The sequence below is a fragment of the Streptomyces sp. NPDC101166 genome (assembly GCF_044768125.1).
GTDB lineage: Bacteria > Actinomycetota > Actinomycetes > Streptomycetales > Streptomycetaceae > Streptomyces.
In genome coordinates this window covers 18,604-32,290 of sequence record NZ_JBIWPF010000026.1, presented here as the reverse complement: position 1 = coordinate 32,290, position 13,687 = coordinate 18,604, and the positions used below count along the sequence as shown (strand labels likewise).

Sequence of the window (13,687 nt, the reverse complement as noted above, 5' to 3'; positions counted from 1 at the left end):
TCCGCGAGGGGCCTTCCGTGTCGTGCGCCGCCAGGGACTCGAACCCCGGACCCGCTGATTAAGAGTCAGCTGCTCTAACCAACTGAGCTAGCGGCGCCTGCTGACGTCGACAACTCTACAGGACGTACGACGGTGCTCCCGACCAGGTCCGCCCGGCCGTCCCCCGGGCCCGCGTACGCCATTCGGACCGTCAGCGGGCGCGGTCGCCGGACAGTTGGGAAAGACTGGCGAACGTGCACATCGCGGACATTTCCATCTGGAGTATGAGGGGAAGCGCATGGAGACTCCGGTGTTCGAGGAAGTCGATCCCGCGAGCGACTGTGACTGCCCCGGATGCGTTCACCAGCGGCGGCTGAGCCCGCGCCCCCGGTCCGCCGGGTTCGGCGGCCGCCCGGCCGTCCAGCGCGCGGTCGTCGTCGCGACCGCTGCCTCGGCGGCGCTCGGCGCGGGCCACATCGCCCCCGCGCTCGCCGCCCCGCACCTGCCCGGCCGGCCGGGCGTCCCCGTGGAGGACGAGCCGCAGACCCCGCAGGGCCACAAGGCGCCGCTGCACGGGCCGGGCGGCAAGCCGGCGCTGCCGGCGGACACCGTGAAGACGCCGGCGACGACCCGGGCGGAGATCATCCGGCGCGCCCAGACCTGGGTCACGGCGCAGGTGCCGTACAGCATGAGCGCCTTCTGGCCCGACGGGTACCGGCAGGACTGCTCGGGCTATGTCTCGATGGCCTGGGGGCTCACCGGCAACGAGTGGACGGGCAGCCTCCACCAGTTCGCGACGCGGATCACCAAGGCGGAGCTCCAGCCCGGCGACATGCTGCTCTTCCACAACCCCGACAACCCGGAGAACGGCTCGCACGTGATCCTCTTCGGCGGCTGGACGGACAGCACCCGCACCTACTACGTCGCCTACGAGCAGACCCGCCCGCACACCCGCCGACTGGCGACCCCCTACGCCTACTGGTCCAACTCCGACCGCTACGTCCCCTACCGCTACAAGGGCCTCACCGCGGGCACGACGGCGCAGGAGACGGGCAAGGCCCCGGTGAGCAGCGGCGCGGGCGGCGCGGGCGCGACGTACGACGGCTCCGCGCCCGCCTACCCGGGCCACGGCTCCTTCGGGCCGGGCGCGAACAACCCGTTCGTGACGCTGCTCGGTCAGCTCCTCGTCGAGCGCGGCGCCGATCCCTTCTACGCCTCGGGGCCGGGACCGCGCTGGTCGGAGGCCGATCGCAGGGCCACCCAGGCGTTCCAGCTCGCCCAGGGCTGGAGCGGCGCGAACGCCGACGGGGTGCCCGGCCCGAGCACCTGGCGGCTGCTGGCCACCGGCACGGGCAGGGACATCCCGCTCGGCGCGCCGGGGCCGCCCGCCTCGTCCCCGGCGGCCCACGCCGGGCCTGCTTCCGCCGCCGCACGGGCCCCCGCCTATCCGGGCCGGGGCGTGTTCCGTCCCGGGGCCGCCGGCGCGCATGTCACCCGGCTGGGCCGGCAGCTCGTGAAAAAGGGGTTCGGCCGGTTCTACGCGACGGGGCCCGGCCCACGCTGGGGCGAGGCGGACCGGCGCGCCGTCGAGGCCTTCCAGCGTGCCCAGGGCTGGCGCGGCGGCGCGGCGGACGGCTATCCCGGGCCGGAGACCTGGCGGAGGCTCTTCTCTTAGGCGGACCCGCGGAGCGGGCTCGTGCGCGGGGCCCGCCGGCGGGGCCCCGACGCGGGCTCACAGGCGGAGCCCACAGGCATCCCTTCACTGTCATGACGTATCTGGCGCGGAGGCTGGAGGCACGCATGAGCACGACCGACACGACCACTCCCCAGACGCCCGAGCCCGAGGGGCCCTCCCCCCGGCCCGTCCGGCTGATCCACAACGAGGCGACCACCGAGATCCCCGTCCATCTGCTGTTCCGCGACGAGCCCGCGCCGCGGCCGGTGCCCCTCGGGCCCGCCGTCGTCGGCAGCCGGGCCGGCACCGGCGAACAGCCGCGGCTGCGGGGGACGGAGGAGCAGCCGAGGTTCCGCAGGCCGGCGCCGGCGCGGGAGCGGCCCCTCGCGGAGGTGGATCCCGACCTCGTCGAGCGGCCCGCCCGGGTGCTGCCCGGAGCGGCGGGAGTGGCAGCCGGCGCTTGCGGGGCGGTCGGCTGTGTGGCCGCCTCGTGGTGGGCGGGGGTCCTGCCGCCGGTGGTCGTGGAGGCGCTGCGGCTGCCCGGCTACGCGGGGGCCGGACTGGGTCCCGCGCAGTGGGCGGCGTACGCGGGGGCGGGCGCCCTCGGGCTCTTCGGGTTCGGCGGACTGGCCCGTGGGCGGACCGGACTGGCCTGGACGCTGGGGCTGTTCGGCCGCTACCGGGGGACGGTCCGGCGGACCGGGCTGCTGTGGGTGAACCCGCTGCTGCTGCGCCGCCGGGTCGATGTGCGGCTGCGGCACTGGCGCAGCGAGCCGATGCCGGCCGCCGACGGCAACGGGGTGGCGTTGCGGGTGGTGGCGCTCGTGGTGTGGCGGGTGCGGGACACCGCACGGGCGACGCTGGGCGTGGAGGACCACGAGACGTATCTGCGGGAGTGCGTGGAGGCGGCGATCGCCCGGATCCCGGTGGAGACGCCGGGTTCGGGGCGGGGTTCGGTGGAGGCGGCCGGGGAGGCGCTGACCCGGCGGGTGGCGCGGGACGCGGGTGCGATCGGCCTGGAGGTGTTCTCGGTGCAGCCGGTCAGGGTGGAGTACGCCCCGGAGGTGGCCGCCGCGATGAACCGCCGCCGGATCGCCGCGCTCGACGCCCAGCACCGGGCGACCGTGCTGACCTCGGTCGTCGACTCGGTGGAGGACACCGTGACCCGGCTGACCATGCGGGGGCTGGTGGAGCTCGACGACTACGAGCGCAAGGCGCTGGTGAAGGACCTGACGGTGGCGTTCTGCGCGGGGCGGGGGGAGCAGACGCCCTGACCGGACCGATCCTGAGCCTCCCTTGAGCTCTCCCGGGCCCGCGCACGGGTACGTTTCCCGCACGCCGGCTCGACCGGTCGGCGTGGAGACTCGGGGGAGTTCATGGAAGCCTTCTTCTACGTCGTGCCGTCGCTCATGATCGCGGGCATGCTCTTCGTCCTCCACCGCGCCCTCGGCCGCACCCGGCGGGTGAACGCGGCCTGGAGCAGCGGCGTCACGGCCGAGGGCCGCTGCCTGCGGACGTACACGCGCACCAGCGGCGGTGGCGGCAGTTCAGTGCGCACCACGCTCCACCACGTCCACGAGTTCACCGCGCGCGACGGCCGCGTGTTCCGCTTCGACGAGGGCGGAGGTCCGGGCACCACCCTCGAAGGCGACGTCGTCACCGTGTACTACGTGCCGGACCGGCCCGAGGGGGCGACGGCGCTCACCCCGCGACGAGGCGCGCTCATGGCCGGCGCCGGCTGCCTGACGGCCTTCTGCGCCGTGTTCATCGCCTTCTGCGTGGGCTTCATGGCCGTCGCGCACATGATGTTCTCCGCCGGAGGCGATCTGCTGCCGTGACGAAGTGCCCCGCTCCTCTCCACATGTGACGGATAGTCAATTATTTTGCGCGTCCATGGAGTCCGTGGGGAGCGTCGCGACCGTCGCCGAACTCGTCGCCGCCCGGTGGGGTGACCACCGGCCGGGGCTGTGGTGGGAGGACGGCGTCCTGACCCACCACGAGGTCGCGGCCGGGGCCGCCGCGCGGGCGGCACTGCTGGACGAGCTGTTGCCGCCGGACGCGCCACCGCACATCGGGGTGCTCCTCGACAACACCCCGGATTTTCCCCTCTGGTTGGCGGCTGCGGCTCTCGCCGGGGCGGCCGTCGCCGGGATCAACTCCACCCGGCGCGGCCCCGAGCTGGCCCGGGACATCCTGCACACCGAGTGCCGGCTGCTGATCACCGAACAGGCCCGTCTCCCCCTCCTGCGCGGGCTGGACCTGCCCGGAGTCCGGCTGCTGATCACCGGCACACCGGAGTACGAGGAACTGCTCGCCTCTCGCGCAGACGCCCGCCCGGACCCCTCCCGGGCCGCACCCGGAGACCGGCTCCTCCTGTGCTTCACCTCCGGTTCGACCGGCGCTCCCAAGGCCGCGCTCTGCAGCCAGGGCCGGCTGGCCGCCGCGGGCCGTTCCCTGGCGGCGCAGTTCGCGGTGACACCGGACGACGTCCACTACGTGTGCATGCCGATGTTCCACGGCAACGCCGTGATCGCCGACTGGGCGCCCGCTCTGGCGGCCGGGGCGGGCGTGGCGCTGCGGCGGCGGTTCTCGGCGTCGGGGTTCCTGGCGGACGTACGGCGTCACCGGGCGACGTACTTCACCTATGTGGGCCGGGCGATCCAGTACGTGCTGGCCACCGAGCCGGGCCCGCACGACCGGGACCACCGGCTGCGGCTCGGCTTCGGCACCGAGGCGGGGGCGGTGGACGCGGCGGCGTTCGAGCGGCGCTTCGGGGTGCGGCTGGTCGAGGGGTACGGCTCCTCGGAGGGCGGCGCGGCCGTGCAATGGGCGCCGGGGACCCCCGCGGGCGCGGTCGGACCGGCTGGACCCGGCCTCGTCGTCCTCGATCCGCACACGCGCGCCGAGTGTCCGCCGGCCCGTTTCGACGCCGCCGGGCGGCTGCTCAACGGGGAGGAGGCGATCGGCGAGCTGGTGAACCGGGGGCCGAATCCCTTCGAGGGCTACTGGCGCAACCCCGGCGCGGAGGCCGAGCGGCGCAGGGGCGCGGACGGCGCGTACTGGACCGGCGACCTCTTCTGCCGTGACGCGGACGGCTACCTGTACTTCACGGGCCGCACCGACGACAGGCTGCGCGTCGACGGCGAGAATCTGGCCGCCGCGATGATCGAGAACATCATCGCGCGCTACGAGGGGGCGCTCGCGGTCGCCGTCTACGCGGTGCCGGACCCGGTGACCGGGGACCAGGTGATGGCGACGCTCGCCGGGGAGTTCGAACCGGAGTCGTTCGCCGCGTTCCTGCGGGACCAGCCCGACCTCGGGACGAAGATGGCGCCCCGGTTCGTGCGGGTGGTGGAGCGGATGCCGGTCACCGCCACCAACAAGATCCAGCGGGCGCGGCTCAGGGCGGAGGGCCTGCGGTGCGCGGACCCGGTGTGGTGGCGGCCGCCCGGCGAGCGGGCCTACCGCAGACTCACCCCGGAGGACGCCGAAGGGCCCCTCGCGTTCACGAGGAGCCCTTCATCGGTGCGCCGCCAGGGACTCGAACCCCGGACCCGCTGATTAAGAGTCAGCTGCTCTAACCAACTGAGCTAGCGGCGCATGACTCCCGCCCACCGCGTTTCCGCGGCCGGCGACGAAGAAAATAATACCTGGCCCGAGGGGGTGCTACGGACCACCGGCCGGGCCGCCGGCCTGGCCCTCCGGCCGGGCTTCACAGGACGAGGGAGAGCAGCACGGGCGTCGCGCCGCGGTTCAGCGTGTCGGCGGCCCGGCGCAGCCGGTGGGCCTGCTCCACGGGCAACGACAGCGCCAGGCAGCCCGCGGTGCCGCCGGCGGTGATCGGCACGGCCGCGCAGACCGTGCCCACGGCGTACTCCTGGAGGTCGAGCACGGGGACGGTGGGCGGCTGGGACTCCAGACGGGAGAGCAGCAGCTTGTCGCTGGTGATGGTGCGCGAGGTGAGCCGCGCCATCCGGTACCGGGAGAGATGGTCGCGCCGGCCCCTGTGGTCGAGCTGCCCGAGCAGGCTCTTGCCGAGCGCGGTGGCGTGCGCGCAGGAGCGGAAGTCGACGTACTCGTTGACCGCGGGGGTGGCCGGACCGTCGGCGTACTGCGTGACGGTCACCTCGCCGTCGACGTACCGGCTGACGTAGACGGCCGCGCCGACCCGGTCGCGCAGCTCGTCCAGGACGTGCTGGAGCTTCTCGCGCAGCGCCTGCTCACGCCGGTGCGCGGAGCCCAGCCGGGCCAGGGCGGCGCCGGTGACGTAGGCGCCCTCGGCGAGCTGCTCCACGTACCCCTCGCGGCGCAGCATCCTCAGCAGCGGTGTGAGCCGCCGGCTGCCGAGGCCGGTCCGGCGGGCGAGGTCGGCGTCGGTGACGCCGCTGCTGTGCCGGGCCACTGTCTCCAGGACGCGCAGGGCGTCCTGGGCCGAGTGGTACGGCGCGGTCGGCTCGTGCGTCAGCGCCACGGTCTCCCCCTGCGGTCGCTTTCCGGCCTGATCCTGACGGCGAATCAGGTCCACGATAACGGCCGAGGGGGCGGCGGGGAGGAGGTGTCGGCGAGAAACCCCGACGGTCCGCTCACACCTCGTGCTCAGCGGGTCACAGGACGGCGCCGAGGAACTCCCGGGTGCGCTCCTGTTCCGGGGAGCTGAAGATCTTCTCCGGCGGGCCGGACTCGATGACCCGGCCCGAGTCGAACATCAGGACCTGGTCGGAGATGTCCCGGGCGAAGTTCATCTCGTGGGTCACGCAGAGCATCGTGATGTCGGTGGAGCGGGCGATGTCCCGGAGCAGGTCGAGGACTCCGGCGACCAGCTCGGGGTCGAGCGCCGAGGTCACCTCGTCGAGCAGCAGGATCTGCGGCCGCATGGCCAGCGCCCGCGCGATCGCCACCCGCTGCTGCTGTCCGCCGGACAGCCGGGACGGCTTGGCGTCGCACTTGTCGGCGAGGCCCACCATGTCCAGCAGCTCGCGCGCCCGCTCCTCCGCCTCGTCCTTGGACAGGCCGAGGACGGTCACCGGGGCCTCGGTGAGGTTCCTCAGCACGCTCATGTTCGGGAACAGGTTGAACTGCTGGAACACCATCCCGATCTTCTTGCGGACCTCGCGGACCTGCTTCTCCGGAGCGGGGAAGAGGCGCTGCCCGTCGACGGTGATCGTGCCCTCGTCGGGCTTGGTCAGGGTCATCAGCAGCCGCAGGATCGTCGTCTTGCCGGAGCCGGAGGGGCCGATCAGCGTGACGTGCTGGCCCGGCTTCACGGAGAAGTCCAGGTTGTCGAGGACGGTGTTGTCCCCGAACCGCTTGGTGACCTTTTCCAGGCGTATCAGCTCGGTGCTCTGCGGCACGGCGTCGGGTGTGGTCTTGCTGGTCTCAACGGACAAGGCGTCGCTCCAGTGTGCGCAGGAGGAGGGAGGCGAGATAGGAGATGACGATGAAGGCCACGCCGATCACCGTCAGCGGCTCGGTGAACTGGAAGTGCTCCTGGGAGAAGAGCCGGGCCCGGCCCAGCAGGTCCAGGACGGTGATCGTCATCAGCAGCGGCGTGTCCTTGAGCATCGCGATGACGTAGTTGCCCAGCGCCGGCACCACGCGGCGGACCGCCTGCGGCAGGATCACCGCGCGCCAGGTCCTCGTCCTCGGCAGGTTCAGCGCCGTCGCCGCCTCCCACTGGCCGGGGGGCACCGCGTCGATGCCTGCCCGATAGACCTGCATCGTGTACGTCGAGTAGTGCAGGCCGATCGCGAGGACTCCGGTCGCCAGCGCGGACAGGGTCACGCCCCATTCGGGCAGCACGTAGAAGAGGAAGAACAGCTGCACCAGCAGCGGGGTGTCGCGGACGAACTCCGTGACGACCCCCACCGGCCACTGCACCCAGCGCGTCGGCGTCCGCATCAGCAGCGCCCACACCAGGCCCAGCGAGAAGGAGATCAGCGAGCCCAGGACCAGCGCCTGGAGGGTGACGAGCAGGCCGTCCCAGAACATCGGCATGAAGTCGGAGACGGCGCTCCAGTCCCAGTTCATCGGACACCCGCCTTCAGGTGGTGCTCGAGACCGCGCATCACCCGCGTCAGCAGGAAGGCGATGACGAAGTACAGGAGCAGGACGTACGTGTAGATCTCCGCGCTCTCCTGGAGCGCCAGGCGCACCAGGTTGCCGCTGAAGGCCAGGTCGCCCATGCCCATGACGGACACCAGGGCGGTGCCCTTGAGCAGCTCGATCAGCAGGTTGGAGAAGGGCGGGATCATCTCCGGCACCGCCTGCGGCAGCAGGATCTTGCGCATGCGCTGCCCGGGCGTGAAGCCGAGCGCGATGCCGCCCTCCGCCTGGGCGGGGCTGACGGCGCCCAGCGCGCCGCGCACGATCTCCGAGCCGTACGCGCCGTAGGTCAGGCCGAGCGCGAGCGTGCCCGCCCACATCGGCACCAGCTGCCAGCCGAAGGCGGGCGGCAGCACGAAGAACACCCAGAAGATCATGACGAGCGCCGACGTGCCGCGGAACACCTCGGTGTAGAAGCCCGCGAGGAAGCGGACGATCCACCGCCGGTGGTTGCGCGCGATCCCGACGGTGAACGACACGGCCGCCGCCAGCAAGGCGCTGAAGAACAGGAGTTGGACGGTCGTCCAGATACCGCGCAGGACGAGGTCCCAGAGTCCGGCAGTCATCCGCGGCAGAGCTCCTTGGCCGTGAGGTCGGTCATCTCCGCCTCGGTGAACCCGAAGGGCTTCAGGATGCGCAGCAGCTCGCCGCTCTTCTTCAGCTTGCGCAGCTCGACGTTGAAGGCGTCCCGCAGCTTCGTCTCGGTCTGCCGGAACGCGAACGCGCCGCCGTCCACATGCGGTTTGCCGCCCACGACCGGCTTGAACGGCGCGGTCGCCTCCGCCTTCGCGGACTTCTTCACCACCTCACGGGTGGTCACCGCCGTCCCCGCGAACACGTCGACACGGCCCGCCTCGACGGCGTTCAGACCGGCCACCTGGTCCGGCACGATCAGGATGTCGCTCTCCTTGTACCCCGCCTCGACGGCGTACTGGATCTCCGCGTAACCGGTTCCCGTCGCGAACTTCACCTTCTTCTCCACGACATCCCGATAACTGTGAAGGTTCTTGGGATTTCCCTTCCGCACGATGAAGGAATCGAGCATCTGGTAGTCGGGATCGGCGAATATCACCTGCCCGCAGCGTTCCGGGGTGACATACATCCCGGCGGCCACGACATCGAACTGCTGGGAATTCAGGCCCGGAATGAGGGACCCGAACTCGGTGGGCACGGGCTGCACCTCGTCGATGCCGAGCCGCTTGAATATCACCCGGGCCAGCTCCGGCGCCTCGCCGGTCAGCCGGCCGTCCTTGTCGATGTACCCGAAGGGGATCTCACCGGCGATGCCGAGTCGTACGACCCCCTGGGCGCGCAGCCGTTCCAGCAGGTCACCACCGGGTTCGGTGGAGGCCGTGGCCACACGTGAGCAGCCCGCCGCGCCCAGCGCGCCGAGCGCCGCCACCCCCGCGAGCAGCGACCGGCGACTAGGGCCCGTCGACCGTGGGCTTTGTCTGACATACCTGTTCGGTGGAGCCATGGCGGCGCGGCTACCCGGGACGACGCGACTTATGCGGACCGGATTTCCGTCATGTGCCTGCACTGTTCGGCTTTTACGTCCACCGGCGACCGGCCCGCCGCAGTAAATCGGGTGGTTTCTCGGGCGAGTTCGCGACTCCGGCGCGGCTGCGGCCGGTGAACGGGCCGCCGCGGTCGCCCGGCCGGCGCGCCAGGACCCGTGTCGAGGCGGGCGACCCCGGCGATCTCGGCCGAAGCGGCGCCGATGTGGGCGGCGCGGCGACGAATGGGTACCCGAGCCAGGGGGCCCGATGCGGCCCCGCTGGACGAGGGGGCGCGGCAGCGGCCCCCCGCACGGCCGGAAGAACCGCAGGAAGGCTGGTCATGACCGCACTCGGACTCCTCTACCCGGGCCACTCCGCCGAGGACGACTACGCCCGCATCGAGCAGCTCCTGGGCAGTGACATCCGGGTGGACCTGGTCCACACGGACATCGGCGAGGACGCCCACCGCATCGAAGTGCTGCGGCAGATCGGCACGCCGGAGCGGCTGGCGAAGGGCGTCGAGCAGCTGCGGCTGTCCGGTGCGGAGGCCGTCGTGTGGGCCTGCACCAGCGGAGGCTTCGTGCACGGCTGGGAGGGCGCGCAGGAGCAGGTGCGCTCGCTGGCCGTGACGGCCGGGCTGCCGGCCTCCTCGACCTCCTTCGCCTTCGTGCACGCGGCCAAGGAGGTGGGCGCCGCCAGGGTCGCGGTGGGCGCGCCCTACCCCGAGGACGTGGCCGGGCTCTTCGCTCAGTTCCTGCGGGCCGGCGGCGTCGAGGTGAGCGCGGTGCACAGCTCCGGGAGCGTCACGGCCGCCGAGGTCGGCGCGTGGGGCGAGGACGAGGTGCTCGCGCTGGCCCGCGCCGCCGACACCCCCGACGCGGACGCGGTGCTGCTGCCCGACACCGCCCTGCACACGGCCGCCCATCTGCCCGCACTGGAGAAGGAGCTGGGCAAGCCGGTCCTCACCGCCAACCAGGTCACCGTCTGGGAGGGGCTGCGCCTGGCCGACCGCCGCGTCAACGCGCCGGGCCTGGGCGCGCTGTTCACCCGGGAGCCGCTCGTGCAGGTGTGAGCCCGCGCACGCCCGCGGCGCGCGAGGCGAGGAATAAGCGGGGACAGCCTCCTGTTAGCTGTGCGAGGACAGCGCACGCCGAGACCAGGAGGAACCCGTGGCGGCAGACGAGACGGCGGCAGGCCCCGAGCCGGAGCGGACGCCGGGAGGGACGCGCACGCCGGCGGACGAGCGGCGGGCGGCCGACGGCATCCGGGGGGAGGCGCACGGCGCCGCCCCCACGCCGCTGTCCGTGCTGGACCTGGTCACCGTCGGCTCCGGTCGCACCGCCGGCGACGCGCTGCGCACCAGCGTCGAGCTCGCGCGGCTCGCCGAGTCCCGCGGCTTCCACCGTTACTGGGTGGCCGAGCACCACTCCATGCCGGGCGTCGCCTCCTCCTCGCCGGCCGTGATCCTCGCCCATCTCGCCGCCCACACCGACCGCATCCGGCTCGGCTCGGGCGGTGTGATGCTGCCCAACCACGCCCCGCTGGTGATCGCCGAGCAGTTCGGCACCCTGGAGGCCCTCGCCCCGGGCCGTGTCGACCTGGGTCTGGGCCGCGCCCCCGGCACCGACGGCGCGACCGCGGCCGCCCTGCGCCGCACCGACCGGCCGCAGGAGGGCGCCGACGACTTCCCCGAGCAGTTGTCCGAGCTCACCCGCTTCCTCGACGACGACTTCCCCGACGGCCATCCCTACCGCCGCGTGCACGCTGTGCCCGGCCCGGTCCAGGCGACCTCGCCCGGCGGAGTGCAGTCCCGCCACCGCCCGCCGATCTGGCTGCTGGGCTCCTCCGGTTTCAGCGCCCGTCTGGCCGGACTGCTGGGCCTGCCCTTCGCCTTCGCCCACCACTTCTCGGCGCAGAACACCGTTCCGGCGCTCGACCTGTACCGGGAGTCCTTCCGGCCGTCGGCGGTCCTCGACGCGCCGTACGCCGTCATCGGCGTCTCCGTGCTCGCAGCCGACGACGAGCGCGAGGCCCGCCGCCAGGTGCGCGCCACCGGCCTGAACATGGTCCGGCTGCGCAGCGGCCGCCCTGGCCTGTTCCCCTCCCCCCAGGAGGCCGAGGCGTACGAATACAGCCCGCTGGAACGGGAGTTCGTCGACTCCTGGACGGCCAACATCGTCCACGGCACCGCCGAGGAGGTCCGCTCCGGCCTCGACGACCTGCACAAGCGCACCGGCGCCGACGAGTTGATGCTCACCAGCCACGCCCACCGCGGCGAACTGCGCCTGCGTTCCTACGAACTCGTCGCCGACGCCTACGGGTTGCCGACCGCGTAGGAGGTGCTCTCCAGCAGCTCCGAGATGCGGTCCGCCGTCACCGGGCGGGAGTACAGCCAGCCCTGCCCGGTGTCGCAGCCGATGCTGCGCAGCCGGGTGGCCTGCGCGGAGGTTTCCACGCACTCGGCGGTGACGGTCAGCCCGAGCCGGTGGGCGAGGGCGATCATCGCCTCGACGACGACCTCGTCGGCCGGGTTCGGCGGGGCGTCCGGTCCCTCGTGCTGGAAGCCGCGCACGAACGAGCCGTCCAGTTTCAGCACCGACACCGGCAGCCGGCTCAGATAGGCGAGGTTGGAGTAGCCGGTGCCGAAGTCGTCGATGGCGATGTTCACGCCCATGTCGCTGAGGGCCTGAAGGGTCTGCAACGGCTGCCCCGCCGAGCCCATCACCGCGGACTCCGTCAGCTCCAGCTGGAGCAGTCGCGGGGAGAGCCCCGTCTCGGCGAGGATCCGCGCCACGTCCGCGACCAGGTCGGAGTCCCACACCTGACGGACCGCCACGTTGACGCTGACGAACAGCGGCGGCTCGTCGGGGTGGTCGGTCTGCCAGCGGCGGGCCTGCCGGCAGGCGGTGTCCAGCACCCAGCGGCCGAGCGGCACGATCGAGCCGTCCTCCTCGGCCAGCGCGACGAACCGATTCGGCGGCAGCGGACCGAACCTCGGATGGTCCCAGCGCACCAGCGCCTCCACCCCGCGCAGCCGTCCGTCCGCCATGCCCACCAGCGGCTGGTACTCCAGCCGGAACTCACCGCGCTCGATGGCGGGCCGCAGCGTGGAGGCCAGTGCCTGGCGGGTCATCAGATGGGCGTTGCGCTCCGGGTCGAACAGCGTCCAGCGGTCCTTGCCGTCGACCTTCGCCCAGTACAGCGTGGTGTCGGCGGCCTGCATCAGCCCGGTGGCGGTGGTGCCGGCCGCGTGCCGTTCGACGACCCCGATCGACGCTGACACGTTCAGCCGCTGCCCGGACAGGTCGAACGGCGCCTGGAGCGCCTTGAGCGCGGACTCGGCGAGGTCGGCGACCTGCTCGGTGCCGGTGGAGTCCGCGACCAGCAGCGCGAACTCGTCCCCGCCTAGCCGGGCCACCAGCGGCACGCTCGGCCGGGTGCGTCCCGCCTCCTCGGCACAGGCGGTGAGCCGCTCGGCGACGGCGGCCAGGAGCCGGTCGCCGACCCGGTGGCCGAGGGTGTCGTTGACCGCCTTGAACCCGTCGATGTCCAGGTAGCACAACCCGATCCGGCCGGTGCCCCGCTCGTTGTGGACCTCCGCCTCCAGCGCGGCCGTGACCCGCTCGAAGAACAGGGTGCGGTTGGGCAGCCGGGTGACCGGGTCGTGCATCTGGAGGTGACGCAGCCGGGCCTGGAGGTCGTGGTGGGCGCTGATGTCGGTGACGGAGAGCAGGATGCCGTCGCCGTCCTCGTCGAGGGGCGTGAGGGCGATCTGGGTCCACAGCGACCGGCCGTCGGGCTGTTTCAGCCGACGGGTGCAGCGCAGTTCGGCCCGGCGGCCGCACAGCACCTCGCGGTAGGCGTGCCGGGTGCGGCCGTCGGCGGCCAGCTCCAGCAGATCGGCGGCGGGCCGCCCGACCAGGGTTTCGCTCCCGCCGCCGAGCAGCAGGGCGAACGCCTCGTTGGCGTCGGCGATCAGGCCCGCGCGGTCGACGACGGCCATGGCGAGGGGCGCCGCGGCGAAGACCGAACGGTAGGCGGAGCGGACGCGACGGAGCGCGGGCGGGCCGCCGCCGGCGCCGTCCAGGGGCTCGCCACCTGGAGATGCAGGGGTCTCACTCTCTGTGGCGGCGGACCGGTCGAGGTCTGCCGCGGGCGTCGGCCCTTCGGACGTTCCGCTCACCGCTCGCTCCCGCAGTGCACTCGATCTCTGTCCGCGCAGGAAAGTGTGCCGATCATAGAGGCTGCCCACGGACGCGCGCAGCCACTGCCCAGTGTCCCGGAACAACCGGTGCTTCTGACAGATCGTTTCTGCCCGCACCCGGCCGGGTTCCGTGGATCGCCGACCGCTTGTGACGTTCCGTGAGTGTTCCGGGGTGTCGGCGCCGGTGTTCCGGTTCCGCCTCCTCACTCGTCCGGGGCAGAAAAACAG

12 protein-coding genes and 2 tRNA genes are annotated in these 13,687 nt (G+C 72.7%); 6 read left to right on the top strand and 8 right to left on the bottom strand.

Annotated elements, in window-relative coordinates; genetic code table 11:
• Positions 1-23: 23 nt before the first annotated feature.
• Positions 24-97, bottom strand: a tRNA-Lys gene (locus ACIRS4_RS32230).
• A gap of 180 nt (positions 98-277) precedes the next feature.
• On the opposite strand from ACIRS4_RS32230, the gene ACIRS4_RS32225 reads away from it, so the two are divergent.
• The 4 genes from ACIRS4_RS32225 to ACIRS4_RS32210 all read left to right on the top strand — a co-directional run bounded on the left by ACIRS4_RS32225 (position 278) and on the right by ACIRS4_RS32210 (position 5,215).
• The gene (locus ACIRS4_RS32225) at positions 278-1,654 is read left to right on the top strand and encodes a peptidoglycan-binding protein (protein WP_404202757.1); all 1,377 of its coding nucleotides are present in this window, start codon (positions 278-280) and stop codon (positions 1,652-1,654) included.
• A 125-nt stretch (positions 1,655-1,779) separates the two neighbouring features.
• Positions 1,780-2,928, top strand: coding sequence for an SPFH domain-containing protein (locus ACIRS4_RS32220; RefSeq protein WP_404202755.1), 1,149 nt, complete (start codon positions 1,780-1,782; stop codon positions 2,926-2,928).
• Positions 2,929-3,030: 102 nt separating this feature from the next.
• Positions 3,031-3,492, top strand: coding sequence for a DUF3592 domain-containing protein (locus ACIRS4_RS32215; protein WP_404202753.1), 462 nt, complete (start codon positions 3,031-3,033; stop codon positions 3,490-3,492).
• Positions 3,493-3,547: 55 nt separating this feature from the next.
• A complete protein-coding gene (locus ACIRS4_RS32210) occupies positions 3,548-5,215 on the top strand; it encodes an AMP-binding protein (RefSeq protein WP_404202751.1) in 1,668 nt (555 codons plus the stop codon).
• On the opposite strand, the gene ACIRS4_RS32205 is transcribed toward ACIRS4_RS32210, so the two are convergent.
• From ACIRS4_RS32205 to ehuB, 6 genes are all read right to left on the bottom strand, one after another.
• A tRNA-Lys gene (locus ACIRS4_RS32205) sits at positions 5,181-5,254 on the bottom strand. The genes ACIRS4_RS32210 and ACIRS4_RS32205 overlap by 35 nt on opposite strands.
• 112 nt (positions 5,255-5,366) lie before the next feature.
• A complete protein-coding gene (locus ACIRS4_RS32200; RefSeq protein WP_404202749.1) occupies positions 5,367-6,125 on the bottom strand; it encodes an IclR family transcriptional regulator in 759 nt (252 codons plus the stop codon).
• Between the two features lie 133 nt (positions 6,126-6,258).
• Positions 6,259-7,041, bottom strand: coding sequence for an ectoine/hydroxyectoine ABC transporter ATP-binding protein EhuA (ehuA, locus tag ACIRS4_RS32195; protein WP_404202747.1), 783 nt, complete (start codon positions 7,039-7,041; stop codon positions 6,259-6,261).
• Positions 7,031-7,681: an ectoine/hydroxyectoine ABC transporter permease subunit EhuD gene (gene ehuD, locus ACIRS4_RS32190; protein ID WP_356684533.1), complete on the bottom strand. Its 651-nt coding sequence runs from the start codon at positions 7,679-7,681 to the stop codon at positions 7,031-7,033. Before ehuD ends, ehuA begins: the two co-directional genes overlap by 11 nt.
• Positions 7,678-8,322, bottom strand: a complete 645-nt coding sequence (gene ehuC / locus ACIRS4_RS32185; protein WP_404202745.1) for an ectoine/hydroxyectoine ABC transporter permease subunit EhuC — start codon at positions 8,320-8,322, stop codon at positions 7,678-7,680. Before ehuC ends, ehuD begins: the two co-directional genes overlap by 4 nt.
• Positions 8,319-9,233 (bottom strand): ectoine/hydroxyectoine ABC transporter substrate-binding protein EhuB, encoded by a 915-nt coding sequence (ehuB, locus tag ACIRS4_RS32180; RefSeq protein WP_404202831.1) that lies wholly within the window; start codon positions 9,231-9,233, stop codon positions 8,319-8,321. Before ehuB ends, ehuC begins: the two co-directional genes overlap by 4 nt.
• Positions 9,234-9,595: 362 nt before the next feature.
• Between ehuB and ACIRS4_RS32175 the strand changes: the two genes are divergently transcribed.
• Positions 9,596-10,327 carry an aspartate/glutamate racemase family protein gene (locus tag ACIRS4_RS32175; RefSeq protein ID WP_404202743.1) on the top strand — a complete coding sequence of 244 codons (732 nt, stop codon included), beginning with the start codon at positions 9,596-9,598 and terminating at the stop codon, positions 10,325-10,327.
• Positions 10,328-10,424: 97 nt separating this feature from the next.
• Positions 10,425-11,591 (top strand): LLM class flavin-dependent oxidoreductase, encoded by a 1,167-nt coding sequence (locus ACIRS4_RS32170; RefSeq protein WP_404202740.1) that lies wholly within the window; start codon positions 10,425-10,427, stop codon positions 11,589-11,591.
• Here the strand turns inward: ACIRS4_RS32170 and ACIRS4_RS32165 are convergent.
• Positions 11,570-13,438 (bottom strand): putative bifunctional diguanylate cyclase/phosphodiesterase, encoded by a 1,869-nt coding sequence (locus ACIRS4_RS32165; RefSeq protein WP_404202737.1) that lies wholly within the window; start codon positions 13,436-13,438, stop codon positions 11,570-11,572. The two genes, ACIRS4_RS32170 and ACIRS4_RS32165, sit on opposite strands and share 22 nt — an antisense overlap.
• Positions 13,439-13,687: the final 249 nt, after the last annotated feature.